The organism is Rhizobium sp. NLR8a (genome assembly GCF_019685235.1).
Taxonomy (GTDB): domain Bacteria; phylum Pseudomonadota; class Alphaproteobacteria; order Rhizobiales; family Rhizobiaceae; genus Rhizobium.
On record NZ_JABDWI010000005.1, the window covers coordinates 242,978 to 269,650 of the forward strand.

Here is a 26,673-nt window from a genome sequence, read left to right on the forward strand (position 1 = left end):
GATCGCTAAAATCCTAACTATGAGGAACAATCATCTTTAACCCAACAAATTAGCGGAATGTTCTGTTTTCCGCACTAAAAGAACGCTCATGACAAGGCGATGAACGCCGGTTCGGGATCATGAGAATCTTGGAGTGATGGGATGAATACGACAATCCGCGACCTCGTAGCCAAATTCGGCAAGCTTCCTGTAGCGATCGACCAGGTCGCCGACGACGCCGATCTTTATGCGGCGGGTCTGACGTCCTTTGCCTCGGTGCAGCTGATGCTCGGCATCGAAGAGGCATTCGATATCGAATTCCCCGACAATCTTCTGAACCGCAAGTCCTTCGCGAGCATCGCGGCCATCGCCAAGACGGTCGATATCATCCAGGACGGCCGGAAGGTCGCCTGATGAACTTCCCCGTCAAGATCATAGAGGACGGTGTTGTCGCACGGGTTGCCCGCGTCGCCGCAATCGCGGCCAAACACGCGGATGCCGTCGACGTCGAAGGCCGCTTTCCCCGGGAAGCCGTGGATGCGATGAAGGCCGAGAGGCTGCTCGGCATCCAGGTGCCGCGCCAGCTCGGCGGTGAATCGGCCTCGACCACCGAAATCGCCGAATTGTGCTCGATGCTCGGCCAGGCCTGTGCGGCAAGCGCCATGGTCTTCGCCATGCACCACATCAAGCTGTCGAGCCTCGTGGAACACGGCGCCGACAGCGATTGGCACTGCGACTTCATGCGCCGCATCGCGGCCGACCAGCTCTTGATCGCCTCGGCCACCACCGAGGGCGGCATCGGCGGCAACCTGCGCAACAGCATTTGCGCGATCGAGGTCGACGGCGATACCTGCAGCCTCGAAAAGGATGCGACCGTCATTTCCTACGGCTCGCACGCCGACGCTATCCTCATCACTTCGCGCAGCCATCCGCAGGCAGCCTCCTCCGATCAGGTGCTGACGGCCTTCCTCAAGGACCAGTACACGCTCGAGAAGACGCATGCCTGGAATACGCTCGGCATGCGCGGCACCTGTTCCGACGGCTTCCTCTTCAAGGGCCGGGCGCCGGCGCGACAGATCCTGCCGAAGCCTTTCGCCGAGATCGCGGCGCAATCCATGCTCGCTTCCTCGCATCTGCTCTGGAGCGGCGTCTGGTACGGCATCGCGGTCGATGCTGTTGCGCGCGCCCAGGCCTTCGTGCGCGCCGCTGCCCGCAAGGCGCCGGACGCCCAGCCGCCGGGCGCGCTGCGCCTCGCCGAGGTCTCGAACCTCCTGCAAATGGTGAAATCCAACGTCGTTGCCGGCCTCAAGGCCTATGAAGACGCCAAATCAGATCCGGACAGGCTGTCGTCGATGGGATTTGCGGTGGCGATGAACAACGTCAAGATCGCCTCTTCCGAGACGATCCTGGAGATCGTCAACCATGCGATGCTGATCTGCGGCATCATGGGCTACAAGAACGGCACGCCCTTCAGCCTCGGACGCCATCTGCGCGACGCCCATTCCGCTCAGCTCATGATCTCGAACGACCGCATCCTCGGCAATACGTCGAGCATGCTTCTCGTCCACAAGCAGGACACTAGCCTACTGGGGTAAAGTCATGGATATGCAGACCTCGTTCCTGGACCGGCTCTTCGAGTCCGGCCTGCTGATCGATACCGGCGTTGACGGTCTCTATGGCCGCAGCGGCCAGTTCGAAGATGTCATCGCCGCCTTCGAACGGCTGATCGATACGTTCGGCGGCGCCGACGGCGCCGAGGCGATGCGTTTCCCGCCGGGCATGAACCGCGCGCTCTTCGAAAAGAGCGGCTATATGAAGAGCTTTCCGCAGCTTGCCGGCACGGTGCACAGCTTCTGCGGCAGCGAGCTCGATCATATGAGCCTGCTTGAATGCATGGAGGTCGGCGACGACTGGACCAAGGATCAGAAGGCGACCGATATCGTGCTGACGCCGGCTGCCTGCTATCCGCTCTATCCGACGGTTGCCAAGCGCGGCAACCTGCCGAAAACGGGAGGCCTCTTCGATCTGCAGTCCTACTGCTTCCGCCATGAGCCGTCGAAGGACCCTGCCCGCCAGCAGCTATTTCGCATGCGCGAATATGTCTGCATGGGAACGGAGCAGCACGTCACCGATTTTCGCCAGAAATGGATGGACCGCGGCGTCGAGATGATGAAGCAGGTCGGCCTCGATGTGACCATCGATGTTGCCAACGACCCGTTCTTCGGCCGTGCGGGCAAGATGATGGTCAACAATCAGCGCGACCAGAACCTGAAGTTCGAACTGCTGATCCCGATCACGTCGACCGCCAATCCGACGGCCTGCATGAGCTTCAATTACCATCAGGATTCTTTCGGCCTGAAGTGGGCTCTCAATCTCGAAGACGGCAGCGTCGCGCACACCGCCTGCGTCGGCTTCGGCCTGGAGCGCATCGCGCTCGCCCTCTTCCACCATCACGGCCTCGACGTAAAGCAATGGCCGGCCAGCGTCCGGAAAACGCTATGGGGCTGATGAGCTCGATGGGATCGGTTTTCCCGGCGATCAGCCCGGAAACCTATCGGCAGCACGCGCTGCATGCCGGCGAGCGTGCATGGCCGGAAACCAATTGTTATATCGATCTCTGGATCGAGGTATTGAACACCTTGGGCGTCGCGCCCGAGGCGATGCTGGGTTTTACCCTGGCACAGGATTTTGAGGGTGATCAATTCACCTTCTTCAAGGTACCGCTCGAAGATCTCGAAGCGCTCTACGGCATCCGCGCGACCGAACTTGCGATCTACGACCGTGTCGAACGGCATGTCGAAGTGCAGATCGCGCGGGGGCGTCTCTGCCTGGTCGAGATGGATTCCTTCTACATGCCGGATACGCGCGGCACCGCCTATCGGCAGGAGCACGGCAAGACGACGGTTGCGATCAACCGGCTTGATGTTGCGGCAAAGCGCGTCGAATATTTTCACAATGCCGGCTATTTCCAGCTCGAGGGTGAGGATTTCGATGGGCTGTTCCAGCTGCAGCTGACGGAGAGCGATCCGCCGTTCCTGCCCTATACGGAATTTGCACGGTTTCCGGAAAGGCCTGCCGACGAAGCGCATCTTCGCGCGACCGCGCGGCGGCTTGCCGGCTTTCACTTCTCCAGGCGCCCCCGCCAAAACCCGATCCGCGCCTTCGCCCGCGTCTTCCCGCAGCAGGTGGAAGCGGTGGCGGAGCGGCCGTTCGGCTTCTTCCATAAATATGCCTTCAACACGCTCCGTCAGGTGGGCGCCAATTTCGAGTTGGCCGCTGATTATCTGACCTGGCTGTCCTCAGCCGAATACGCGGTGGCCGCCGAGGATGCCCGGCGCATTTCCGACGCGGCGAAATCCGTACAGTTCCAGCTTGCCCGCGCTGTCGCCCGCAGGAAGTTCGAGCCGCTGCAGGCGGCACTTGATCCGGCCGCCGATGCATGGGATTCCATGATGGCATCGCTTGCGGAGCGAATCTGAGGCCGGAGATCAGACAATGCGGGGGCGTTTGGCAAGCATCGGAGCTCGGGAAAGCGTGCTTTCCGAAGGCTGGAACCTGATCCTGACGGAGCCGGGGGCCTGCGCCGTACCGCACGATATTCATCTTTCCGCGCAGTTCATTCCTGCGCCCGTTCCTGGCACCGTTGCGGCAGCGCTTGAAAAAGCCGGGCTCTTCGACCGGGAAAATCCCGAACCGTTGAATATGAAGGACGCCTGGTATCTCTGCCGGCTTTTTGATGCCGAGCCTGGCGAAGCCATCCTGCGTTTCGGCGGGCTGGCCACAATTTGCAATGTCTTCCTCAATGGTCAGGAAATCCTCTTTTCCGAAAGCATGTTCACGGCGCATGAGCTCCCGGTGACGCTTTCGGGTGGCGACGAGCTGGCGCTCTGCTTTCGGGCGCTCGGCCCCAGACTGTCCGAACCCGGTCCGCGGGCGCGCTGGCGCCCGCAGATGATCACGCCGGCGGGCCTGAAGAATTTCCGCACGACGCTGCTCGGCCATATGCCGGGCTGGTGCCCCGATATTCATGCCGTCGGACCGTGGCGGCCGATTTCACTGGTGCAACGCGATACCGTATCGATCGACAATGTCTCCATCCGCGCGGTCCTGGAGGAGAGCGGCGTCGGCCGGCTGAGCGTCTCCCTGCATAACAATGCCGAAGATCCGGCAATGCTGCTGCGCTGCGGCGGCATGGAACAGCCTTTCGAGAAGATCGGCGAAAATCATTACTCGGCTATCCTCAAGCTGTCCGACATCGAGCCCTGGTGGCCGCATACGCACGGCACTCCGCGTCTCTATGATCTGACTCTGGTTTCCGACGGCGAGGAATATTCGCTCGGCAGCACCGGCTTCCGGCGCATCGACGTCGACCGCGGTGCGGATGGCGAAGAATTCGCGCTCCTCGTCAACGGCGAGCGTGTCTTCTGCCGCGGCGCGGTCTGGACGACCGCCGATATTGCGCGGCTGCCGGGCGGGCGGGAGGATTACGAGCCGTTTCTGCGGCTTGCCGCCCAAGCCGGCATGAACATGATCCGCATCGGCGGCACCATGGTTTACGAGACGCCGGATTTCTTTGCGCTCTGCAACGAACTCGGCCTGCTCGTGTGGCAGGATTTCATGTTCGCCAATTTTGATTATCCGCGCAACGACAAGGCCTTTCTCGGCCATGTGCATGCCGAGATCGAGGAATTCCTGTACGGCGTCCAGGCGTCGCCTTCCCTTGCCGTTCTCTGCGGCGGCAGCGAGATCCATCAGCAGGCGGCGATGCTCGGCCTGCCCATGGAATTCTGGAGTGGACCGGTGACCGACGAAATCATTCCGGCCATCGCCGCACGCATGCGTCCCGACGTGCCCTATGTGCCGAATTCGCCCCATGGCGGAGCGATGCCGTTTTCGCCCAATTCCGGCATTGCGCATTACTACGGGGTCGGCGCCTATATGCGGCCGATTGCCGATGCCCGCCGCGCCGATGTGCACTTTGCCTCCGAAAGCCTCGCCTTTGCGCATGTGCCGCAGCAAAGGACGCTGCAGCGCCATCTCGACGTGCCCGCCGTCCATAGCCCCCAGTGGAAGGCGCGGGTGCCCCGCGACCGCGGCGCATCGTGGGATTTCGAGGATGTTCGCGACTTTTACCTCGAGCTTCTCTACGATTTCGACCCGGCCCGTCTGCGCCGCGAAGATCAGGAACGCTATCTCGACTTTTCCCGTGCCGTGACCGGCGAGGTCATCGAAGAGACCTTCGCCGAATGGCGGCGCAAGGGCTCCGGCTGCAACGGAGCGCTCGTCTGGACGCTGCAGGATCTGCTGCCCGGCCCCGGCTGGGGCGTGATCGATTCCACCGGCGAGCCGAAACCCGTCTGGTATGCGATGCGCCGTGCTTTCCGGCCGGTTCTGGCGGCCTTCACCGATGAGGGGACCAACGGTCTCGACGTGCATGTCGTCAACGAGACCGACACCGACCTCGACCTGGAACTCGAGGTCGTCTGCCTGCGTGATGGAAAACAGCAGGTCGTCAGCGGCAACATGGCTTTCAAGCTGGCGGCAAGGAGTGTGGAACGCTTTGCCTCGACCGCGCTGTTCGGCGCCTTCTTCGATACGACCTATGCCTTCCGTTTCGGCCCGCCGGCGCATGATGCAAGTGTGGCGCGCCTGCGCTCCCTCGCCGATGGCGCCGTTCTCGCCGAGAGCTTCCACTTCCCCTGCGGACGCGGAAAAGCGCTGCACGACGCCAGCATCGAGGCGTCGCTCGGCAGAGACGGCGACAGCTGGGTCATCGATCTCAGGACCGACCGGCTGGCGCAATCGGTGCATATCGACGTCGAAGGCCACAGGCCCGACGACGACTGGTTCCATCTTGCTCCCGGCCCGGTGCGGCGCGTGAAGCTCTCCGCGCTCTCCGGCACTGAGAGTGATGGTCCGCCGACGGGCGAAATCAGAAGTCTTGGCAGTTCGCGTCGCATCGGGCTCACGGGCTGAGGCTCGCAGACAACGATGCAAACTCACCGGAAAGATCGTGATTTGAGAACGATATACCGCTATCTGCGCGCCCATGTCCTGCAGCGGCTGATCCCGCGGTCGCGTCTCGCCTTCAACCCGCGCAAGCCGGTCGAAATCGTCGGCTATCTCTCGATGCCCGTTGGGGTCGGTGAATCGGCAAGGCTCTGTGCCGGGGCGCTTTCCCAAGCGGGACGGGCGATTTCGCTCTCAGACGTCAGCACGCATCCGGATGAAAAATCCTTTGCCGGCTTGGTGTCGTCGCATCTTTCGGCCGAACCGCCGGGAAGCCGTATCTGGCATCTCAATCCGCCAATGCTGCCACGCGCCATCCTGAAGATGGGCGTCGCCAATTTCACCCGCGCCTTCAACATCGGCTATTTCGCCTGGGAGCTTGAAGTCGTGCCGGCTGAATGGCGCAACGGGTTGCGTTACATGAATGCCGTCTTCGTCCCCTCGGAATTCACCAGGCGGACGATTGCACCGCTGACGGCGGCGCCCGTCATCGTGGTTCCGCATCCCGTCACCGAGAAGCCGGCCGCAGAGGGCATACGGGAGAAGTTCGGCATCGAGAAAGATGCCTTTCTCGTCAGCTTCATCTTCAGCGCCGGCTCCTCGATCAACCGGAAGAACCCTCAAGCGGTGATCGAAGCCTTCAGACTGTTCAGCGCCGAATGCCCGAGCGCCTTTCTGCTGATGAAGGCGAGCGGCGATATCGGCAAGGATCAGGGCTTGCGCGAAGTGATTGCGTCGGTCGCCGGCGATAGTCGTATCCGGATCGTCACCGACAAGCTCTCGAACGCCGAGATCAGCGGCCTCATCCGCTCCTCCAATGCCTATCTCTCGCTGCATCGTTCGGAAGGCTTCGGGCTGACGGTGGCCGAGGCGATCATGTATCGCACCCCTGTGATATCAACCGCCTGGTCGGGCACGGAAGATTTCTGCGACCCCGTGAACAGCTGGCTGGTCGCCTCTCCCCTCATTCCCGTCGTCGATTCCCATCCTGAATTTGCAGGGCTGCCGGGCGCGGTTTGGGCGGATCCCTCTCCTGAAATCGCGGCCGCCCATCTCGGCGACATCTTCCGTGCGCCCGAGCGCGCACGAGAGAAGGCCGGGAAGGCGCGGGAGTTCCTGCTGCGCTACCTCTCGGAGAACAGCTATGAAAAGGCGCTCAAGAAGCTGGCGGCGATGCAGGTCAGCTAAGGTGAGGTCGCCACTCCGCTTTATTTTAACATTTTCGCATTAGTGATGACGGGCATGCGAGTGCAAAACATGTTGCGCAAAGGTGTGCAGCGGTTTTGCGATAACGACGTGCGTAAAGACAAGAACATGAAGCGCGAGGAGCGAATCTCTGAAAGATCGCGACGCGCCTTAAGCTGACCCCCGCGGATGGACAGATGTCGAAGGGTATTATCGCAAATTCGGTGATGAATGCGGCGGCAGGCATGCTGCTGCTGCTGACGGGTTTCGTCTCCTCGATCATCACCGCGCGCCTGCTTGGGCCGGAAGCCAACGGCATCGTCGCCTTCTCGCTGTGGCTGGTGATGACGGGCGCCTCGATCGCCGAGCTCGGCTCCAGCATCACGCTGCTGAAGACCCTGCCGCAGCTTTCGGCGGAGGGCTATGACGCGCGCCGCCGGCGAGGCTTTGCCGCCATCCTCGTCAGCTTCATGATGTTTTCGACGGTGCTGCTGCTGGCGCTCTACGCCCTGTTCTTCCTGACCTCCGAGGAGATGCACTGGGCGAAAACCGCGCCCTCCGTCGCGCTCGTCACCGGAGTGCTGTTTTTCGTCCAGGCGATCGGATCTTTCGTCAAATTCTACCTGATCGGCGAAAAGAGGCTAGGCAGCTTCTTCAAACTGACCGTCGCCGTCTCTACCTTGCAGCTCGCCGGTGTCGCCGCCGGCGCCGTCCTCTACGGAGTCGAAGGCGTTCTCGTCGGTTATGCGCTCGGCCAGCTCGTGCTGTTTTTCGCCACACTGCCGATCCTTCTTGCACGGCGCGACTGGTGCGGGGTTTCACTCAAGTATCTCGCCTCCTCCTCCATCATCCTGTCGATCCAATTCATCATCGATTCCATTTTCCTCAACCGGCTCGAACTGCTCTTCCTGCAGCAGTTCTGGTCGGTGGAAATGGTCGGCTATTATGCCGTCGGTCTGTCGATCGCCAACATCGCGCTGCAACTGCCGATCCAGATGACCGGCAGCCTGCTGCCCTATTATTCCGAACGGCGGCACAGCAGCGACGATTCGACCTTGCCGGTCGAGGTCTTCGCCGCCGTCACCCGCAGCATGGCCTATATCGTGCTGCCGATGAGCCTCGGGCTGGCCGCGATCTCCAGCGAACTGGTGCTCGTGGTGTTCGGGGAAGCCTTCCGCCGCAGCGGCACGGTGGTCGCGCTGCTCGCGCTCGTCGCTCCCGCCTACACATTCATGCAGATCCTCAGCCTCTATCTGCTGTCAATGGACAAGGCCCGCTCCCGCCTCAACATCAGTGTGATTGGTGGCCTGCTCATGGTAGCGGGTTGTTTACTGATCGTACCTAGGCTCGCCGCCGAGGGGGCCGCAATCGTACGCATTCTCGTGTTCGTTGCGATGTCGGTGATGATGATCAGACAGACAGGATTCGGGTCCCAGCTTTCGGGTCTCTACGCAAGCCTGACGAAGGTGACGCTCGCCTCCGTCTTGTGCGCCTGCGCGGCGATTTCAGTGCTGGAATTCGTCCATGGCCCGATCGGCCTTATCTCCGCGATCATCGCCGGCACGCTCGCACATTTCGCCGCACTCCGCGTGCTGCGTGCCGTGCCCCTCGAGGATGTCGAGGTGATGCGTTCCATTGTCGAAAAGATGCCGTCGGTGCTGCGGCGGCCGGTCGGTCGTGTGATCGACTTCATTGCGCCGGGGCGCCCCGGCGATCCCGATCGCGCCAAGGTCGCGCCTGGCGAACTTTCGCTCGAACCGGCCGAAGGTGCCGGCCGCAACGCCGCCCTGCCCGTTGTCTTCGATGGCACGATCGGGCTGTTCATGCCGGAAAATCCTGAAGCCGGGAAGCGCTCGGCTGCGGTGCTCTTCGTCAGCCCCTGGGGCTTCGAGGAAATGTGCAGCCGCAAGTTCTTCCGCGTCGCGGCCGAACATTTCTCCGATATCGGCGTACCCAGCCTGCGCTTCGATTACCGCGGCACCGGCGATGCGCTCGATTTTGGAGCGCTGCCGGCAAGGCTGGAAACCTGGGAAAACTCGATCCGCGCGGCGGCCGCCAAGTTGAAATCGCTGACCGGCTGCGACCGCATCATCCTGATCGGCCAAGGTCTCGGCGCGACCCTTGCCCAGCGCATCGGCTCCTCGATCGAGGGCGTCGACAGCCTCGTCATGCTGGCACCAGTGCTAAGCGGCCGCGCCTATATGCGTGAACTCAACATGTGGTCGAAGATCATCGACGCCGATCTCGGCCTCGGCCAGCAGCACGTGCAGGCTGCAAAGGTGCAGATCGCCGGGCTTGTCATGCCGGAAGAGATCGCCGCCGAGCTCGGCAAGCTCAACATCGCCGCGCCGCAGGGCCTGGCGGCGCCACGCTACCTGATCCTCGAGCGCCCCGTCAGGGCCGAGGATACCGGATTTGCCGATGCGCTGCAGGCGCTTGGCGCCAATGTCGAGCAGAAAGTGTTCGACGGCTATGACGAGCTCGTCACCAATCCGCTCTTCGCCAAGACACCCATGGCCGTCGTCGAGCTTCTGACGGCTTGGCTGAAGACAGCGACCGCGGAGACATCCGCCGCTCATTCGCCGGCAGCGATCGAAACCACGCCGCTTGCCGGCGAAGGTTTCCTGGAAACGCCGGTGCGTTTCGGAAGTCACGATCATCTGGTCGGTGTCGTCAGCCGGCCGCTCGGCGAGATCAAGGGCAATGCCGTGCTCTTCCTGTCGACCGCCTATGACCGGCATGCCGGCTGGGGGCGGACGACGGTAGACATGGCGCGCGAACTCGCCCGGCAGGGCGTCGTGTCGCTGCGCTTCGATTCCGCCAATGTCGGCGACAGCCCGCCGCGGCCGGATGCGCCGGAGCAGGTGCTTTATTCGATGACACAGACCGACGATGCGATCGCCGCGCTCGATCTGCTCGAAAGCATCGTTGCCGGCCCCGTCATGGTCGCCGGCCGGTGCAGCGGCGGCTATGTCGCCTTCCGCGCCGGCGTCGCCGACGAGCGGCTGAAGGCGGTCGTTTCGATCAATCCCTTCGTCTATTACTGGGATCCGAAGGTGCCGGTGCGCCGCGAGCATGTCGTCTCCGTCCCCCGCAGCCTCGACGATTACGGCCAGCGTCTGGCGCGGCTCGACACGCTGAAGCGGCTGCTGCGCGGGCAGGTGGACGTGGTGTCGGCGCTGCGCAATATCGTCATCGCCGGCGGCCGGCGGCTGTCGCCCTTTGTCGCGCCGTTGCTCGAACTGCTTCCCGACCGGCGCCATATCGCCCGCGAGGTCCGGCAGTCCTTTGCGCTGTTCGGCAAGCGCAAGGTGCCGCTGACGCTGATCTACAGCGAAGGCGACGTCGGCCTCGACCATGTCTATTTCCACTTCGGCCCGCGCGGCGCCAGGCTTTCCCGCTATCCGAACGTGCGGCTGCTGATGCTGCCGGATGCGGACCACAATCTGACGCCGCCGCAATCGCGCAAATTCGTACTCGACGAGATCGTTCGTCTCGCGAGAGCGTAAGCGGGGATCAGAGGCTTTCCGCGGCAGCGATATCGAGCGATCTGTAGAGATCGATGTAGCGCCCGGCGACGATATCCCAGGAATAGCCGCGAGCGGCGTCGAGGAGCTGCGAGCGAACGGCGTCCTGTCGGCCCGCAAGGTCGTCATAGGCTGATTCCATGGCGGCCGCGGCGGTCTGCGGACGGGTGAAATCGGCAAGCCTGATGACGGGATGCCGGCCGGCGAGCGTTTGAAAGGCATCGTTGGCGTTCAGCACCGGCAACAGGCCGGCGCTCATCGCCTCCAGCGCGACCAGCCCGAAACCTTCATATTCCGAGGCGGAGGCGAAGAGCGAGGCTGCGATGATGATGCGGCGGATGGCATCATTGTCTGGCGACACATGCAGGGTGACGCGGCCGGTCAGGTCCCGGCTTTCGATCTCACCTTCGATATCCACCTGATTACGGTCGGATTCGGCCCCAACGATGTCGAGATGCCATTCCGGATCGCGGCCCTTCAGGACAGCCATCACGTCAAGCAGATGGTCCAGCCGCTTGTTCACCGAAAACCGGCCGATGGTGACGATGCGACGCCTTGCCAGGCGTGAGGCGGTGTCGGCGAACTTGCCGATATCGGCGCCGTTCTCGATCAGCACGCTATCCGGCACAATCTCGGAAAACTGCCTAAGATCGGAGGCGCTGCAGCAGACGACGCGGCAATAGGCCCTCGCCGAGGCGCGGGTCAGAGTGCGGAACCATATCTTCTTGATCGCCGCGTATTTCCGAGTGTGGAAGAAACCGCCATGGGTGGTGACGATCATCGGCTTGCCGTGCAGCATCCGGCCCCAGGCGAGCGCATCGAAGAAGAAGTCGATGGCATGGACGTGCACGAGATCGGCGTCGCCGAGATGACGAAAAACCTGCGGCGCCAACGGATAACGGCTGCTGCCGGACCACGGGATGCGCACCACCTCGATGCCGTCGATATTCTCGCAAGCCGGCAGCTTATCTTCAGGCGCGGTGAACAGCGAGTTCAGCGTGACGACGCGGACACGATAGCCACGCCGGCGGGTCTGGCGGCTGAGATTGGCGACGACGTCTTCCAGGCCGCCGCGATTGGGCAGGAACTGGCGCACGACATGGACGATCAGCGGAGCCGATTGCGGCTGCGGATTCTCGCGCCCCCTATCTGCCTCGACGATCGCCATTTTCCACCTATCGCTGCGCGTGCCAAACGCGTGTTGGCGCGGATTTATAGCAACGACCAGATATCTCCGACGTTAAGGCGTGGTTTCAGCAACGTCCTGCGGAAGCGATTCTTCGCGAAAAGGGTTAATCGTGTCTGACGGGAGTTCAGAAGGCTTTGAAGGTGAGCGTTGTCAGCGACCGGACGATGCCTGGAATATTGGCGATATTGTCATTGATGAACTTGCCGATATCCTGACCTTCCTCGATATAGATCTTCAACAGCAGGTCGTAATCGCCGCTTGTGGAATAGAGCTCCGAGACCAGCTCGGTCTGGTAGATGGCGTCGGCGACCTCATAGGTCTTGCCGGGGGCGCATTGGAGCTGGACGAAGATCGGCTTCATGGAAATTTCCTGCAAAGTTGTTTGGCCCGCATAATGGTCGAAAGCGCCATGCCGATGCAAGCCGTTCCTCACACGTTCGGTCCGGCCATCGCCTCCGCGACGATCCAGCCGCGAAAGGCGGCAAGCGGCGCATAATCGGCGCGCTCGCTGGGACAGGCGAGATAATACCGCTCCCGGCTCTCCATCTCCCGGTCGACGGCGGCGACGAGATCGCCGCGCCTGAGTTCTTCCTGCATCAGGAATGTCGGCAACAGGGCGACACCGAGACCGGCGGTCGCCGCTTGCGCTGCGGTGGCGAACTGATCGAAGAGCATGCCGTGCACGCTTTCGAACGAAACACCATTACCGGCGAACCATTGTTCCCAGGCATCGGGGCGCGTCGTCAGATGCAGAAGCGGAACGGCAAGCAGATCCTCTGGCCGCGAAATCCTGTGCTGTTTCAGAAAATCGGGACTGCAGGCCGGCACCGTACGCTCCGACATCAGCAAGGTCAGTTCCGCGCCGGGCCAGTGCGGGTGGCCGAAATGGATCGCGGCGTCGATTGAATCGAGCCGGAAATCGAAAGGTGAAAGCCGGGTCGCCAGATTGATGGTCACGCCGGGATTGGCGCTGAGAAAGCGGCCCAGGCGCGGCGCCAGCCAGCGCGTGCCGAAGGTCGGCAGGATGGCGAGATTGAGCGTGCCGCCGTGCGGATTGGCGCGCAGGTTCAACGAGGCGCTCGAGATGCGCCGCAGCGCCTCGCGAATCTCGCGGGCATAACCGTCGCCGGCGAGCGTCAGCCGCATGGTCTGGCGCTCGCGCAGGAAGAGCTCGACGCCGAGCTGCTCCTCCAGCGCGCTGACCTGGCGGCTGACGGCGCTCTGTGTCAGGTCGAGTTCACGCGCCGCTGCCGTGACGCTGCCTGTGCGGGCAACCGCCTCGAAGGCGGCGAGATGTGAAATCGACGGCAGAAAACGTCTTGAAGCGAGCATGATCATTCCGTTTCAGAATGAGCTATTTCCAAAATGTCGATATTTCCGCCTTTGCGCTGCTTGTAAAGAGTTTCATCCTGCAAAATCGGAATGAGCCGGAGCCTCAGATGCCGCAAACCTTCGTTTCCACAGACCGTATCCGCTCGCTCTTCACCGAAGCGATGTCGCAGATGTACCGGACGGAGGTTCCGCAATACGGCGCGCTGATCGAGCTGGTGGCGGATGTGAATGCCGGCTACCTCGAAAGCAATCCGGATCTGCGCGAACGCTTGGCCCGCGCCGGCGAGCTTGATCGCATCGATGTCGAGCGCCACGGCGCCATCCGGCTCGGAACGGCGGAAGAGCTTTTCACCATCCGCCGGCTGTTTGCCGTCATGGGCATGCAGGCGGTCGGTTATTACGACCTTTCGGTGGCCGGCGTGCCGGTTCATTCCACTTGCTTCCGGCCGATCGACGAGGCGGCGCTCAACATCAATCCGTTCCGCGTCTTCACCTCGCTGCTGCGCCTGGAGCTGATCGAGGACGAAGGTCTGCGTCGTGAAGCCGAGGCAATTCTCGCCAAGCGGCGCATCTATACGCCGGGCGCCATCGCGCTGATCGAGCGTCATGAGCAGAAGGGTGGCCTGACCGAGGCGGAAGCGACCGAATTTGTCGCTGAGGCGCTTGAAACCTTCCGCTGGCACGGCGAAGCGACCGTCAGCGCTGAAACCTACAAGCGCCTGCACGACGCGCATCGGCTGATTGCCGACGTCGTCAGCTTCAAGGGGCCGCACATCAACCACCTGACGCCGCGCGCGCTCGATATCGATGCGGTGCAGGCCCGCATGCCGGAACGCGGCATCACTCCGAAGGCAGTCATCGAAGGGCCGCCGCGCCGGCAGTGCGATATCCTGCTGCGGCAGACGAGCTTCAAGGCGCTCGAGGAGACGATCGTCTTCTCAGGTGACGAGGGTGCGGTCCAGGGCACGCATACCGCCCGCTTCGGCGAGATCGAACAGCGCGGCGTGGCTTTGACGGCCAAAGGCCGGGCGCTCTACGACCAGCTGCTCGCTTCGGTTCGCGGTGAAGTGCAGGTCGGCGCCGGCGGCGCCAAGGCGGGCGCCTACGACCAGGAACTGGCCGAGCGCTTCAAGGCGTTGCCGGACAGCTGGGATGAGCTGCGCAGCCAGGATCTCGCCTTCTTCCATTATTCCGCCACGCCCGCGGGCATTGCCGCCGCGATCGCCGGGACCTTGCCGCGCGATCCCGAAGCGCTTCTCGCCAAGGGCTATCTCGCCTTCGCGCCGATCGTCTATGAAGACTTCCTGCCCGTCAGCGCGGCCGGCATCTTCCAGTCGAATCTCGGCACCGACCAGCAGCAGAATTATGCGACGCGCTCGAATCGCGACGCCTTCGAGACTGCACTCGGAGCGACGGTTCAGGATGAACTGGCGCTTTATGCGGAGCGGCAGGCCGCATCGCTGGAGACGGCGATGGGGGCGCTCGGGCTCGCGGCCCTGCAGCTGAGGACCGTTGCGTGAAATCGCCGCTTCAACACCTGTCCTTATGCGCTAGAGTACTCCGGTTTCATCCGATCGGGGTGTGCCATGCTGAATGATCCGCGCTCCCATGGCCTCTGGGAAAAGACCGCAGGCGTACCGCCGGCGACCTCGCATCTCCAAGGCGCGGTATCGGCCGACGTCGTCATCGTCGGTGGCGGCTATACCGGTCTTTCCGCCGCCTTGCATCTTGCCGAGGCCGGGTCGAAGGTGGTTCTGCTGGAGGCGAAGGAGATCGGCTTCGGCGGTGCGGGGCGCAATGTCGGTCTGATCAATGCCGGCATGTGGGTGATGCCCAACGACCTGCCGGGCGTGCTCGGCCCAGTTCACGGCGAACGCCTGCTCGAGTTGCTCGGGAATGCGCCGAAGCTCGTCATGGAACTGATCGACAAGCACGCGATCGCCTGCGAACTCGAGCGTAACGGCACGCTGCACTGCGCCGTCGGCCCGGACGGGTTGAAGGAGATCGAGGCGCGCGCGCTGCAATGGTCCGCGCGTGGCGCGCCCGTGAAAGTGCTCGATGCGGCAGAAACGGCCAAACGCATCGGCAGTGATGCCTATGCCGGGGCGCTGCTCGATCTTCGCGCCGGAACACTACAGCCGCTTGCCTATGCGCGCGGCCTCGCCCATGCCGCCGTCAAGGCGGGCGTCACCATCCATACGTCGAGCCCCGTCATCGCAACCGAGCGTCGCGGCAGTCTCTGGACCGTGAACACGGAAAGCGGCGAAGCCAGCGCGGACTGGATCATCGTCGCCACCGATGCCTACAGCACCGGCCCCTTCGAGCAGGTGCGCAACGAGCAGGTCTATCTGCCCTATTTCAATTTCGCCACCGTGCCGCTCGGCCACAATCTGCGTCAGTCGATCCTGCCGGGGCGGGAAGGCGCATGGGACACCAAGGACATTCTCTCCTCCTTCCGCATGGATCAGGCTGGACGCCTCGTTTTCGGCAGCGTCGGCGCGCTGCGCAATACCGGGCTTGCGGTGCATAAGGGCTGGGCCAAGCGCGCCCTGAAGCGGCTCTTTCCCATGATCGGCGATGTCGAATTCGAATGCGAATGGTATGGCCAGATCGGCATGACCGACAATGCGCTGCCGCGCTTCCACAAATTCGCCCCGAATGTTATCGGCTTTTCAGGCTATAATGGCCGCGGCATAGCCCCCGGCACGGTCTTCGGCCGCACATTGGCTGAACATATTCTCGGCCGGCTTGCCGAGGCCGATCTGCCGCTGCCGCTGACGTCACCCACAGAGCCGAGCTTCCGTGCGCTCAAGGAACTATGGTACGAAGCCGGCGCTCAGGTCGCCCATTTCGCCAATGCCCGCTTCTGAGAACCGACAAGCGCTTCTGAGAACAATAAGATTGGAAACACCACAATGACCATCGCCGTCCTCGATCTCGCCACCGAAACCGCCAAGCTGCTCGCCGAACTCGGCGTCGACGCCGGCCGCTATCAGGGCGGCACGCTGTCTGTCTCCTCGCCGGTCACCGGCAAGGAGATCGGCAAGCTCAGAGAACATTCCGTTTCCGAAACGAAAGCGGCGATCGAAGAGGCGCACAAGGCTTTCCTCGAATGGCGTTCCGTGCCGGCGCCGAAGCGCGGCGAGTTGATCCGCCTGCTCGGCGAGGAGCTGCGCAGCGCCAAGACGGCGCTCGGCCGTCTTGTCTCGATCGAAGTCGGCAAGATCACCTCCGAAGGCCTCGGCGAGGTTCAGGAGATGATCGACATCTGCGATTTCGCCGTCGGTCTGTCGCGTCAGCTCTATGGCCTGACGATCGCTACCGAGCGCTCCGAACACCGGATGATGGAAAGCTGGCACCCGCTCGGCGCGATCGGCATCATTTCCGCCTTCAACTTCCCGGTCGCCGTCTGGTCTTGGAATGCGGCGCTGGCGATGGTCTGCGGCAATTCCACGGTCTGGAAACCGTCGGAAAAGACACCGTTGACCGCGCTTGCCGTGCAGGCGCTGTTCGAAAAGGCGCTGAAGCGCTTCGTCGCCGAGGGCGGCAAGGCGCCCGCCAATCTGTCGACCCTGATCATCGGCGGCCGTGAGGTCGGCGAGGTGCTGGTCGACCATCCGAAGATCCCGCTCGTTTCCGCCACCGGCTCGACGGCGATGGGCCGCGCCGTCGGTCCGCGCCTGTCGCAGCGTTTTGCCCGCGCTATTCTCGAACTCGGAGGCAACAATGCCGCCATCGTCTGCCCGAGCGCCGATCTCGACCTGACGCTGCGCGGCGTCGCCTTCTCCGCCATGGGAACGGCCGGCCAGCGCTGCACGACGCTGCGCCGTCTCTTCGTCCATGAAAGCGTCTACGACCAGCTTGTGCCGCGCTTGCAGAAGGCCTACGGCTCCGTCACCATCGGCAATCCGCTCGAAACAGGCACACTTGTGGGACCGCTGATCGACGGCCAGGCCTTCGAGAAGATGCAGGCAGCCCTTGGCGAGGCGGCATCGGCCGGCGGCAAGGTGACCGGCGGCGAACGCGTCGACAATGGTTCGGCCGATGCCTTCTACGTTCGCCCGGCGCTCGTCGAAATGCCCGAACAGACCGGTCCGGTCGAGCACGAGACCTTCGCGCCCATTCTCTATGTGATGAAATACAGCGATTTCGACACGGTGCTGGCGCTCCACAATGCCGTGCCGCAGGGGTTGTCGTCGTCGATCTTCACCAACGACATGCGCGAGGCGGAAACCTTCGTCTCCGCGCGGGGCTCGGATTGCGGCATTGCCAACGTCAACCTCGGGCCTTCGGGCGCCGAAATCGGCGGTGCCTTCGGCGGTGAAAAGGAGACCGGCGGCGGACGCGAATCCGGCTCCGATGCCTGGAAGGCCTATATGCGCCGCGCCACTAACACGATCAATTACGGCAGCACGCTGCCGCTTGCGCAGGGCGTCAAATTCGACGTCGAATAGCCATTGTTGCGAGAAGGCGACGCCGAGCGTCGCCTTCTTTGGCTCGATCGATATTTATTCCGACGCGATCTGCAATATCAGGTCAAGATATTGTGATGCTTTTTTCTCGGCGAAGAAACTTGAAATAGACAGTCAAGAAAAATATACGCCTCTTACCCGCAGGGTGACATTGCCATGGAGGCCATCATGACTATTGCTTTTAACCGTTTTTCCCACGTGCTGGCGCTCGCCGCGTCGTTCCTCTCCGCCACCGCGCTCGCAGGCAGCGCCAATGCGCAGGATGAGGGTCTGGTCGTATACAATGCGCAGCACGAAAGCCTGGGCCGCGAATGGATCGATGCCTTCACCAAGGAGACCGGCATCAAGGTCAGCATGCGCCAGGGCGGCGACATGCAGTTCGCCAATCAGATCATTCAGGAAGGCGACGCATCCCCGGCGGACGTTTTCCTGACTGAGAATTCGCCGGCCATGACGCTGGTCGACGGCGCCGGGCTCTTCGCCCCGGTCGAAAAGGAGACGCTGGATCAGGTCCCGGAGCAGTATCGTCCGGCCGACGGCATGTGGACCGGCATTGCCGCCCGCACGACGGTTTTTGCCTATGATAAGACCAAGCTCAGCGAAGACAAGTTGCCGAAGTCGCTGCTCGACCTCGCCGATCCCGCCTGGAAGGGCCGCTGGGGTGCAGCGCCGGCCGGCGCCGACTTCCAGGCTATCGTCGCTGCCCTGCTGCAGTTGAAAGGCGAAGACACCACCAAGGCATGGCTGAAGGGTCTCAAAGACAATGCGACGCCCTATAAGGGCAACAGCGTTGCCATGAAGGCGGTCAATTCAGGTGAAGTCGAAGGCGCTGTCATCTATCACTACTACTGGTTCGGCGACCAGGCGAAGACGGGCGAGAACAGCAAGAATGTCGGCATGCATTACTTCAAGAACCAGGATCCGGGCGCTTTCATCAGCGTGTCGGGCGGTGGCGTCCTGAAGTCCACGCAGCACATGAAGGAAGCGCAGGCTTTCCTGAAATTCGTCACCAGCAAGGCGGGCCAGGCGATTCTCAAGAACGGCACCTCCTATGAATATGCCGTCGGCAAGGATTCCCTTTCCAACGACAAGCTCGTTCCGCTTGCCGATCTCAATGCTCCGAAGGTCGAAGCCTCGACGCTGGACAGCAAGAAGGTCGTGGAACTGATGACGGCGGCAGGTCTGATCTAGGCTTTCTGCGTGTCGCAGCACTCAAGCGGGGAATGCTTCGGGCTTTCTGCCGCAGGCCTGCAGTAGCCAAAACTATTGCTTTTGGCTCAAGAAAACCTTAGGGCATGACGGGATCGGGCAACTGTCTTTCCAAGGCGGTTGCCTTCCTTTTTCAGCGTATGAAGGCATCGGCCTTGCTGCAGGACAACAGATTTTTCGTAGCCGGCAACAGGGCGCCGGTCGCGCCGAAGGCCGCGCGAATGCTATTGCCGCGCCGGCGCATGCCGCACGCGCCGGTGATGCTTCTCGCGACCGTCATCGCGATCTTCAGTCTCGTGCCGCTCGGCTTCATCGGCTGGATCACTTACGATGTCGGCTGGGAAACGGTGAAAACGCTCGTCTTCCGGCCACGTGTCGGCGAACTCCTCATCAATACGGTTCTCCTGGAATCGGCGACCATTCCGCTGTCGATCGCGCTGGCCGTGACGCTTGCCTGGCTGACCGAACGAACGGATATTCCGTTCGCCAGACTGTGGGCCTGGCTGGCAGTCGCGCCGCTCGCAGTGCCAGCCTTCGTGCACAGCTACGCCTGGGTCAGCCTCATTCCCGGCATGCGCGGCCTTGAGAGCGGCGTCTTCGTTTCTGTTGTCGCCTACTATCCATTCCTTTATCTGCCGGTCGCCGCAGCGCTGCGCCGTCTCGATCCGGCCATCGAAGATACCGCCGCCTCCCTTGGCCTCGATCCCTGGCGCGTCTTCTTCCGCACCGTGCTGCCGCAGTTGAGGTTTGCCATTTGCGGCGGCTCGCTGCTGATTGCGCTGCATCTGCTGTCGGAATACGGCCTGTTCGTCATGATCCGGTTCGATACTTTCGCAACCGCGATCGTCGACCAGTTCCAATCCTCCTACAACAGCCCGGCCTCCAACATGCTCGGCGGCGTGCTCGTCGCCTGCTGCCTTTTCCTGCTCGGTCTCGAAGTGCTGCTGCGCGGCAACGAACGTTATGCCCGCGTCGGCCCCGGCTCGCCGCGTCCGGCCGATCGCCGGCGTCTTGGCTGGTTCGTGGTGCCGGCCATCCTGCTGCCTGTCGTCCTGGCGGTGCTGGCGCTCGGCGTGCCGTTGATGACGCTCGGCCGCTGGCTCTATCTCGGCGGCAGCGAGATCTGGCGCATCGACGTCGGCACTGCTTTCCTGCAGACGATGGCGCTCGCTCTTGCCGGCGGCGTGCTGGCGACGGTTGCCGCAGCCCCCATGGCCTGGCTTTCCGTGCGCGCGCCCGGCCGCTTCCAGCGCGTGCTCGAAGCCTGCCACTATTATGTCGGCTCGCTGCCTGGCGTCGTCGTGGCGCTGGCGCTGGTGACGATCACCGTGCGTCTCGTGCTGCCGCTCTATCAGACCTTCGCAACGCTGCTCGTCGCCTATGTGATGCTTTTCCTGCCCCGCGCCATGGTCGGCTTACGCGCCAGCATCGCTCAGGCGCCAGTGGAGCTGGAACGGGCCGCGATGGGCCTCGGCCGCACCCCCGCGCAGGCGGTGCGGCAGATCACCATGCGGCTTGCCGCACCGGGAGCCGCTGCCAGCGTTGCCTTGACCGCACTTGGCATCACCAATGAACTCACGGCGACGCTGATGCTCTCGCCCAACGGCGTCGATACGCTGGCGACGAAATTCTGGTCGCTGACGAGCGAGATCGATTATGTCTCGGCCGCCCCTTACGCCTTCATGATGGTCGTGCTGTCGCTGCCGCTCACCCTGACGCTTTATACGCAATCGAAACGGACCGCCGGCCAATGACGCTGCTTACGATCGAAAACATCAGCAAGCGCTACGGGCCCGTCCAGGCGCTGAAGGATATTTCGCTCGATGTCCAGGCCGGCAGCCGCACCGCCGTCATCGGGCCATCCGGCTCGGGCAAGACGACGCTGCTGCGCATCATCGCCGGCTTCGAGCTGGCCGACACCGGCAGGGTGACCCTGGACGGCGACGTGTTGGCCGATGGCCCCGCGGCGATGCCGGCTCACAAGCGGGGCATCGGCATCGTCTCGCAGGATGGCGCGCTGTTTCCACACTTGAGCGTGGCTGAAAATATCGGCTTCGGCTTCGAACGGGGTGCTGCCGATCGTGAGCGGCGCATCGCCGAACTGCTCGATATGGTCGAGCTCGACCGCGGCATGCTGGCGCGCCGCCCGCACCAGCTTTCCGGCGGTCAGCAGCAGCGCGTGGCGCTCGCCCGCGCGCTCGGCCGCAAGCCGCGGCTGATGCTGCTCGACGAACCATTCTCGGCGCTCGACACCGGCTTGCGTGAAAACATGCGCAAGGCTGTCGCGCGCGTGCTGCAGGCGGCCGGCATTACCGCCGTTCTCGTGACGCACGATCAGGAAGAGGCACTGAGTTTTGCCGATCAGGTCGCGGTCCTGAGGGAAGGGCGGCTGATCCAGGCGGGAACGCCGCAAACCCTGTATCTGCATCCCAGGGACCGCGAGACGGCACTGTTCCTCGGCGATGCCGTACTGCTTCCGGCCATCATCCGCAACGGCCTTGCCGACTGCGCCCTCGGCCATGTCGCCGTCGAAGGCAGCCGCCAGGGCAAGGCGGAAATCATGCTGCGGCCCGAGCAGATCCGCGTCATTGCCGATGAAAGCGATCGCGACTACGGCGGACGGGTTGTCGAGGTGGAATTCGGTGGCGCGGTCTGCACGGTCGCCGTCTCGCTCGATGGCGTTGCCCTGCCGCCGATCCGGATCAAGACCTCGAGTGTCGCCCTTCCCTCGCCAGGCGATCTCGTTCGCCTGGATATATCGGGCAAGGCGCACGTTTTCGAGCGCTGAGATAATCCTTTTCGGAAATCGACCCGGGTTGCGCGCTAACCGACTTTACGCATCAACTCTTGCGGCTCGACGCCCTCGAGCCAGCCGCCGGTAAAGCCGGCGCGCTCGAGCCCGAGGCGGATGACCGGCGATTGCCGCATCAGCTTCCAGATGAAATCGGAACGCGCGTTTTCGACGGTCATGACGACAAGACCCTGGTCGATGCCGACGGTGCGGTCGTCGACCCAGCCCTCCGGACGTTTTGTCTGTACGGTCGGATTGAAGCCGCCGGGGAAACCGCCTTCCAACAGCAGGTTCGGATAGGTGGTCAGCAGCGCCTTGGTGCCGTCGAGGGCTGCCTGCCGGTCGTAGGGCAGGCAGGCGAGTGCTGCCCATGGCGCGATCGTGCCGTCATCGGGCCCGAGCGGCGCGCCGCGCGCGGCATAACCCAGGACCTTCGGCTGCCGGCCGCCACGCATGCGCCGGGTCGGCGGTGGGCCGTCGCAGGCGGTAAAGCCCCAGACATTCCTGTTGTAGCCGACGAAACCGCCAGGATTGCGCTCGGCATAGTCGCGCTGCATGTTGATGACGATCTGGGTATTGCGGAAGTAGTCCCAGTTGCGCTCCATCATCGGTCTGTCCTGGATGCCGCGGAAATCGATCCAGGCATGCGAGAAGAGATGAATGAAAAGCGGTCCGGCATAGAGATACGGCTGGTCACCGAACGTCATCCAGGAATAGCTGGATGTGAAGGCGTCGTAGCTCGACTGCGGAACGGGATGCGTCGGCGAGGCGAGTGCCAGCGCATAAAGAATGATCGCCTCGTCGAAACCGTGATAGCGCCAGCGCAGGAAGCCCGACGAAGGCTTCCAGCCCATGGAAATCGTGTCGCCCTTGTTCAGCGCCCAGCGCCAGTCGACCCGTTCGTAGATGAAGGTTGCGAGTTCACGGATTTCCGTCTCTGTCTCGTCGTCTTCGCGATTGAAATATTGCGCTGCTGTCAGCACGCCGGCGATAAGCAGCGCGGTATCGATGGTCGAAAGCTCGCTGTTCCAGGCGCGATTTCCGCTATCCATCTGGAGAAAATGATAAAAGAAGCCGCGATGGCCGGTCGCATGGCGCTCTTCGCCCTGGCGCGCCTCGGCGAAGAAACGCAGCGTATTGACCGTGCGCTCGGCTGCTTCCTTGCGGCCGATCCAGCAACGCTCGACGGCAACCGGATAGGAGGAAAGGGCAAAACCGACGGCCGCGATGCTTGCCGGCACGCCGCCGATCGAGGTATCAGCCACCAGGCCATTTTCGGGATTGGAATATTTCAGGAAGTACTTGAATGCCGAATGCTGCAACCTGTCGATAAGGGCCGCATCAATGTCTTCAATCCGTTGCAGCATAGGCACCCACCCAACTGTTGCATCGCCCCATGCTTGAACATGGTCGTCATCTCCGGGCAAATCAAACCTTTTTGATTCGTAGGGATAAGAGAGCACAAACGGAGGTGATCGGTCGTTAACAATTATCGGTGAAATAATATCTAGCATAAGTCATATAAGCGGTGCAGCAAAAGCATCGCCGCGCACCGCACCGGCACAGTCTATCCCAGGCGACACTTGTTGCCAGCGGGCGCTGCGGGAAGCGGCCGCTATCGTCCGACCGCATAGGCCTGCATCAGGCGCGGGGTGGCTGCGGCGCGCATCAGCCCGTCGGCATCGCGTCGTGCGGCCGTCAGCCGGCCGATCGTCCAAGGATCGGTGATCGTCAGCTTGTGGCCCTTTCGGGCGAGCGCGGCGAGCACATCCGGACCGAAACTCTCTTCCGCTATCAGGCTGCCGGGTTCGCGGCTGCGCGGATAGAAGGAGCTCGGAAAATGAGCGGTATGAAAGAGCGGCTGATCGATCACCGCCTGCAGGTTCAGCTGGTGATGGATATGCCGCAGGAAGAAGGAAAGCTGCCATTGCTCCTGCTGGTCGCCGCCCGGCGTGCCGAAGGCAAGGGTCGGGCGGCCTTCATAGAGGCCGAGGGAAGGCGTCAGCGTCGTACGCGGCCGTTTTCCCGGAGCAAGCGATGTCGGCAAGCCTGGCTTCAGCCAGAACATCTGCGCGCGGGAATTGAGGCAGAAGCCGACGCCGGGCACGGTTGGCGAAGACTGCAGCCAGCCGCCGGACGGCGTGACGGAGACCATGTTGCCGTCACGGTCGATCACGTCGATATGCACGGTGTCGCCGCGCTTTTCGGACAGATGCGCCATGGTCGGCTCGTAGACGGCGCCGGTCTGCGAATCGGCGCCGAGCATCTTCATCGTCAGGTCATGCTGCGCTTCAAAACCCGGAAAGATGGCGGGGCGAAGATCCAAGGAGGCATCCGCACCGACGAGTTTGCGGCGTTCGGCAGCGTAGCTCTCCGACAGCAGATGCGCGACAGGGATCTCGGAAAAATTCGGGTCGCCGTAATAAACCTCGCGGTCGGCAAAGGCGAGTTTCATCGCCTCGACGACGGTATGAACGAAATCGGCGCCATCCGGTCTCAATGCGGCGAGGTCGAAGCCCTTCAGGATCGACAGGGTCTGCAGGAAGACAGGCCCCTGACCCCACGGACCTGTCTTGGCAATCGTCCAGCCGTGATAATCATAGGTCAGCGGCGCCTCGACCGTCGCCGACCAGTTCGCCATATCGTCTGCCGTCAGCACGCCCCTGTGGCGGCTTCCGCTCGCATCCATCACCTCGGCGGTCTTAATATACTCATCGATCTTCTCGGCGATGAAGCCGCGATAAAAGGCGTTGCGCGCCGCTTCCACCTGCGCCTCCCGCCCGCTTTTCGCCTCGGCCTCGGCAATGACGCGCTTCCAGGTCGCAGCAAGCACCGGATTGCGGAAGTTCGCATGCGCCTCGGGCACGCGGCCACCAGGCAGCCAGGTTTGGTAAGAGGTCGGCCATTCCTTCTCGAAGAAAGTCGCCAGCCCCTTAATGGTGGCCGAGACGCGCGGCAGCAGGGGATGGCCATGCTTCGCGTAGTAGATCGCCGGTTCCAGCACGTCGCGCACGCTCATCGTGCCGTAATCGCGCAGCATCAGCATCCAACCGTCGAAGGCGCCGGGAATGACCGTTGCGAGCAGGCCGTCGCCGGGGATCAGCGTCAGGCCTTCCGCAGTATAGTGCTCGATCGTGGCGCCGGCCGGTGCGGGGCCTTGCGCACAGATGACTTCGACCTTGTCCTTTTTCTTCGAATAGATCACCGCCGGCAGATCGCCGCCCGGCCCGCACAGATGCGGCTCGACGACCTGCAGCACGAAACCCGTCGCTATTGCGGCGTCGAATGCATTGCCGCCCTTTTCGAGAATGCTCATGCCGACAGCGGAGCCGATCCAGTGCGTCGAGGTGACGACGCCGAAGGTGCCGAGGATTTCGGGACGGGTCGTGAATGCGGTCATGTCAGCTGTCCTTCTGGGGACCATGCCTAGGATCGGGCTAGCGCGCGCGTGCGGAACGGAAGACTTTCGGCTCGAAGGCAAATTCCTTGTCGAAGGGGTAGGTCGGATGCTGCTTGCGCAGCCGCGGCAGGCGCTCGACGAACTGATCGACCACGCCCTCCGACAGCGCCATCAGGTTCGGGTTGGCAATCGGCGCAAGTTCCGGCGAGAGATAGCCCGATTTGACGACGATGATCCTGGCGCCATGCGGGTCGAGGCCGAGCCGGGTGAAATCGGCGATATTGTGGTAGGGCCGCCGTTTGGCCGAGAGCACGAGATCGATGCCGCCGATCGAAACGACTGCCTGCCGATCGGCGGGGTCGCGGGTCTCATGCAGGAATTTGACGGTGAATCGGGCATTGACTGGCCTGCTGCCCTTGGAATCGAGCGAGGCGCCGACGCTCAAGACAAGCTGCGCACCGACACCTGCGGCATAACAGGCCTCAGTCGCCGCCTTGTCGGCGATTCCGGCAAAGACGACGCCGTCAGCACCCTTGGCGATCAACTCGGCCAGGACATCGGCCCGGTCGCCGACGCCACCGCCGGTCGGGTTGTCGCCGGATTCGGCGAGCACGACAGGCGCGGTCGGGCTGGCGATCGCTTTCGCGACGCATTCCTCGACGGAACCGGTCTCGCAGCCGAAGACGAAGTCTTCGCGGGCATCCCAATAGGCCTTGGCGAGCCTCCTTGCCTCACGCTCGAGCACGGCACGGTCGGTGCCGGTCATGATAGCGGCGGCCGTGGCGCGCGGTTCGTCGGCCCAGACATAACCGACCATCAGCGATGCGTCCCAGACGCCGGCCATGACATCGATCTCGGGCAGCCTGGCATAGAGGCTCTTTGCCGGCTCATCGACCGTGCTGGTGCGCTCGCCGGGCAGGACAACCGGGATCGGCGCCCAGAGAACGAACGGCCTGACGCCGGTTTTCAAGCTCTTGACCAGCATGGAGACCGAGCGGCGCATCGTCTCCTCGACATCGATATGCGGCGCCGTGCGATAGGTGGAGTAAATGTCGAGCGCGTCGATGATGCGCTGGGTGACGTTGCCGTGCAGGTCGTAGCTTGCCGAGACGGTGCATTCCTCGCCGACCAGTGCGCGGGCAGCACTGATCCAGTCGCCTTCGGCATCCTCCATGCCTTCGACATACATGGCGCCGTGCATGGCAAGATAGAGACCGTCAAGCGGCAGCAGCGGCTTCAGCCGCTCGAGAAATTCGCGCTTGAAGCCTTCATAGGTGGCGCGCGAAACCGGCCCGCCGGAAATGGCGCGGGCATGGATCGTCGGCAGGAACTCGGCATCATAATCCTTCAGAAAAGCGAAATAGGGCGATTCCAGCAGCCCCTCCCCCCGCAACACCCGAAAGTCCTTTTCCTCATTCAGAACGGGATTGTATGTGCTGCATTCGATATGGATGCCACCGACGGCAATGCGCATGGGAAACCTCGGTTGAAAGTAGGGGCGATCAGGTCGGTATGGGTGGCGATGAGATCAAGGTGAAGACACAGGCGGTTTCTGCAGGTGTGCCGCCGTTATCCGGTGC

19 protein-coding genes are annotated in these 26,673 nt (G+C 62.8%); 13 read left to right on the forward strand and 6 right to left on the reverse strand.

Features of this window, described 5'->3' with window-relative positions:
* The first annotated feature begins 141 nt into the window (after positions 1-141).
* The 7 genes from HJC04_RS11655 (at position 142) to HJC04_RS11685 (ending at position 10,682) form a co-directional block, all read left to right on the forward strand.
* Positions 142-393: an acyl carrier protein gene (locus HJC04_RS11655; RefSeq protein WP_210632719.1), complete on the forward strand. Its 252-nt coding sequence runs from the start codon at positions 142-144 to the stop codon at positions 391-393.
* Complete coding sequence (locus HJC04_RS11660) at positions 393-1,574, forward strand: acyl-CoA dehydrogenase family protein (RefSeq protein ID WP_221146205.1); 1,182 nt, start codon at positions 393-395, stop codon at positions 1,572-1,574. Before HJC04_RS11655 ends, HJC04_RS11660 begins: the two co-directional genes overlap by 1 nt.
* Before the next feature lie 4 nt (positions 1,575-1,578).
* On the forward strand, positions 1,579-2,487 hold the full coding sequence (locus HJC04_RS11665; protein WP_221146207.1) for an amino acid--[acyl-carrier-protein] ligase: 909 nt from the start codon (positions 1,579-1,581) through the stop codon (positions 2,485-2,487).
* The gene (locus tag HJC04_RS11670) at positions 2,478-3,458 is read left to right on the forward strand and encodes a DUF1839 family protein (RefSeq protein WP_210632722.1); all 981 of its coding nucleotides are present in this window, start codon (positions 2,478-2,480) and stop codon (positions 3,456-3,458) included. The genes HJC04_RS11665 and HJC04_RS11670 overlap by 10 nt, the downstream gene beginning before the upstream one ends.
* Before the next feature lie 16 nt (positions 3,459-3,474).
* Positions 3,475-5,955, forward strand: coding sequence for a glycosyl hydrolase 2 galactose-binding domain-containing protein (locus tag HJC04_RS11675; protein ID WP_221146218.1), 2,481 nt, complete (start codon positions 3,475-3,477; stop codon positions 5,953-5,955).
* 42 nt (positions 5,956-5,997) lie between these two features.
* Positions 5,998-7,176 (forward strand): glycosyltransferase family 4 protein, encoded by a 1,179-nt coding sequence (locus HJC04_RS11680; RefSeq protein WP_221146220.1) that lies wholly within the window; start codon positions 5,998-6,000, stop codon positions 7,174-7,176.
* Between the two features lie 194 nt (positions 7,177-7,370).
* Positions 7,371-10,682, forward strand: a complete 3,312-nt coding sequence (locus HJC04_RS11685; protein ID WP_221146222.1) for an oligosaccharide flippase family protein — start codon at positions 7,371-7,373, stop codon at positions 10,680-10,682.
* Between the two features lie 7 nt (positions 10,683-10,689).
* On the opposite strand, the gene HJC04_RS11690 is transcribed toward HJC04_RS11685, so the two are convergent.
* From HJC04_RS11690 to HJC04_RS11700, 3 genes are all read right to left on the reverse strand, one after another.
* Positions 10,690-11,868 (reverse strand): glycosyltransferase family 4 protein, encoded by a 1,179-nt coding sequence (locus HJC04_RS11690; protein WP_221146224.1) that lies wholly within the window; start codon positions 11,866-11,868, stop codon positions 10,690-10,692.
* Between the two features lie 145 nt (positions 11,869-12,013).
* Complete coding sequence (locus HJC04_RS11695; protein WP_075225001.1) at positions 12,014-12,250, reverse strand: Lrp/AsnC ligand binding domain-containing protein; 237 nt, start codon at positions 12,248-12,250, stop codon at positions 12,014-12,016.
* Between the two features lie 68 nt (positions 12,251-12,318).
* Positions 12,319-13,227, reverse strand: coding sequence for a LysR family transcriptional regulator (locus HJC04_RS11700; RefSeq protein WP_221146225.1), 909 nt, complete (start codon positions 13,225-13,227; stop codon positions 12,319-12,321).
* 101 nt (positions 13,228-13,328) lie between these two features.
* On the opposite strand from HJC04_RS11700, the gene HJC04_RS11705 reads away from it, so the two are divergent.
* The 6 genes from HJC04_RS11705 (at position 13,329) to HJC04_RS11730 (ending at position 21,690) form a co-directional block, all read left to right on the forward strand.
* A complete protein-coding gene (locus HJC04_RS11705) occupies positions 13,329-14,741 on the forward strand; it encodes a VOC family protein (protein WP_221146233.1) in 1,413 nt (470 codons plus the stop codon).
* A 66-nt stretch (positions 14,742-14,807) separates the two neighbouring features.
* Positions 14,808-16,091: an FAD-binding oxidoreductase gene (locus HJC04_RS11710; protein ID WP_221146234.1), complete on the forward strand. Its 1,284-nt coding sequence runs from the start codon at positions 14,808-14,810 to the stop codon at positions 16,089-16,091.
* A 45-nt stretch (positions 16,092-16,136) separates the two neighbouring features.
* Positions 16,137-17,675 carry an aldehyde dehydrogenase family protein gene (locus tag HJC04_RS11715; RefSeq protein ID WP_221146236.1) on the forward strand — a complete coding sequence of 513 codons (1,539 nt, stop codon included), beginning with the start codon at positions 16,137-16,139 and terminating at the stop codon, positions 17,673-17,675.
* Between the two features lie 186 nt (positions 17,676-17,861).
* The gene (locus tag HJC04_RS11720) at positions 17,862-18,884 is read left to right on the forward strand and encodes an iron ABC transporter substrate-binding protein (RefSeq protein ID WP_221146238.1); all 1,023 of its coding nucleotides are present in this window, start codon (positions 17,862-17,864) and stop codon (positions 18,882-18,884) included.
* A 104-nt stretch (positions 18,885-18,988) separates the two neighbouring features.
* Positions 18,989-20,656 carry an iron ABC transporter permease gene (locus HJC04_RS11725; protein ID WP_221146241.1) on the forward strand — a complete coding sequence of 556 codons (1,668 nt, stop codon included), beginning with the start codon at positions 18,989-18,991 and terminating at the stop codon, positions 20,654-20,656.
* Positions 20,653-21,690 carry an ABC transporter ATP-binding protein gene (locus tag HJC04_RS11730; RefSeq protein WP_221146250.1) on the forward strand — a complete coding sequence of 346 codons (1,038 nt, stop codon included), beginning with the start codon at positions 20,653-20,655 and terminating at the stop codon, positions 21,688-21,690. Before HJC04_RS11725 ends, HJC04_RS11730 begins: the two co-directional genes overlap by 4 nt.
* Positions 21,691-21,725: 35 nt before the next feature.
* Here the strand turns inward: HJC04_RS11730 and HJC04_RS11735 are convergent, their stop codons facing one another.
* From HJC04_RS11735 to HJC04_RS11745, 3 genes are all read right to left on the reverse strand, one after another.
* Positions 21,726-23,060: a glucoamylase family protein gene (locus tag HJC04_RS11735; RefSeq protein ID WP_210632734.1), complete on the reverse strand. Its 1,335-nt coding sequence runs from the start codon at positions 23,058-23,060 to the stop codon at positions 21,726-21,728.
* Between the two features lie 248 nt (positions 23,061-23,308).
* The gene (locus HJC04_RS11740) at positions 23,309-25,093 is read right to left on the reverse strand and encodes a gamma-glutamyltransferase family protein (protein ID WP_221146252.1); all 1,785 of its coding nucleotides are present in this window, start codon (positions 25,091-25,093) and stop codon (positions 23,309-23,311) included.
* 37 nt (positions 25,094-25,130) lie between these two features.
* Positions 25,131-26,567, reverse strand: a complete 1,437-nt coding sequence (locus HJC04_RS11745; protein WP_221146253.1) for a M81 family metallopeptidase — start codon at positions 26,565-26,567, stop codon at positions 25,131-25,133.
* Positions 26,568-26,673 lie beyond the last annotated feature (106 nt).

Coding starts and splice junctions, on each gene's coding strand:
- HJC04_RS11655 (WP_210632719.1), top strand. CDS start 142: ATGAATACGACAATCCGCGACCTCGTAGCCAAATTCGGCAAGCTTCCT.
- HJC04_RS11660 (WP_221146205.1), top strand. CDS start 393: ATGAACTTCCCCGTCAAGATCATAGAGGACGGTGTTGTCGCACGGGTT.
- HJC04_RS11665 (WP_221146207.1), top strand. CDS start 1,579: ATGGATATGCAGACCTCGTTCCTGGACCGGCTCTTCGAGTCCGGCCTG.
- HJC04_RS11670 (WP_210632722.1), top strand. CDS start 2,478: ATGGGGCTGATGAGCTCGATGGGATCGGTTTTCCCGGCGATCAGCCCG.
- HJC04_RS11675 (WP_221146218.1), top strand. CDS start 3,475: ATGCGGGGGCGTTTGGCAAGCATCGGAGCTCGGGAAAGCGTGCTTTCC.
- HJC04_RS11685 (WP_221146222.1), top strand. CDS start 7,371: ATGTCGAAGGGTATTATCGCAAATTCGGTGATGAATGCGGCGGCAGGC.
- HJC04_RS11690 (WP_221146224.1), bottom strand. CDS start 11,868: ATGGCGATCGTCGAGGCAGATAGGGGGCGCGAGAATCCGCAGCCGCAA.
- HJC04_RS11695 (WP_075225001.1), bottom strand. CDS start 12,250: ATGAAGCCGATCTTCGTCCAGCTCCAATGCGCCCCCGGCAAGACCTAT.
- HJC04_RS11700 (WP_221146225.1), bottom strand. CDS start 13,227: ATGATCATGCTCGCTTCAAGACGTTTTCTGCCGTCGATTTCACATCTC.
- HJC04_RS11705 (WP_221146233.1), top strand. CDS start 13,329: ATGCCGCAAACCTTCGTTTCCACAGACCGTATCCGCTCGCTCTTCACC.
- HJC04_RS11710 (WP_221146234.1), top strand. CDS start 14,808: ATGCTGAATGATCCGCGCTCCCATGGCCTCTGGGAAAAGACCGCAGGC.
- HJC04_RS11715 (WP_221146236.1), top strand. CDS start 16,137: ATGACCATCGCCGTCCTCGATCTCGCCACCGAAACCGCCAAGCTGCTC.
- HJC04_RS11720 (WP_221146238.1), top strand. CDS start 17,862: ATGACTATTGCTTTTAACCGTTTTTCCCACGTGCTGGCGCTCGCCGCG.
- HJC04_RS11725 (WP_221146241.1), top strand. CDS start 18,989: ATGACGGGATCGGGCAACTGTCTTTCCAAGGCGGTTGCCTTCCTTTTT.
- HJC04_RS11730 (WP_221146250.1), top strand. CDS start 20,653: ATGACGCTGCTTACGATCGAAAACATCAGCAAGCGCTACGGGCCCGTC.
- HJC04_RS11735 (WP_210632734.1), bottom strand. CDS start 23,060: ATGCTGCAACGGATTGAAGACATTGATGCGGCCCTTATCGACAGGTTG.
- HJC04_RS11740 (WP_221146252.1), bottom strand. CDS start 25,093: ATGACCGCATTCACGACCCGTCCCGAAATCCTCGGCACCTTCGGCGTC.
- HJC04_RS11745 (WP_221146253.1), bottom strand. CDS start 26,567: ATGCGCATTGCCGTCGGTGGCATCCATATCGAATGCAGCACATACAAT.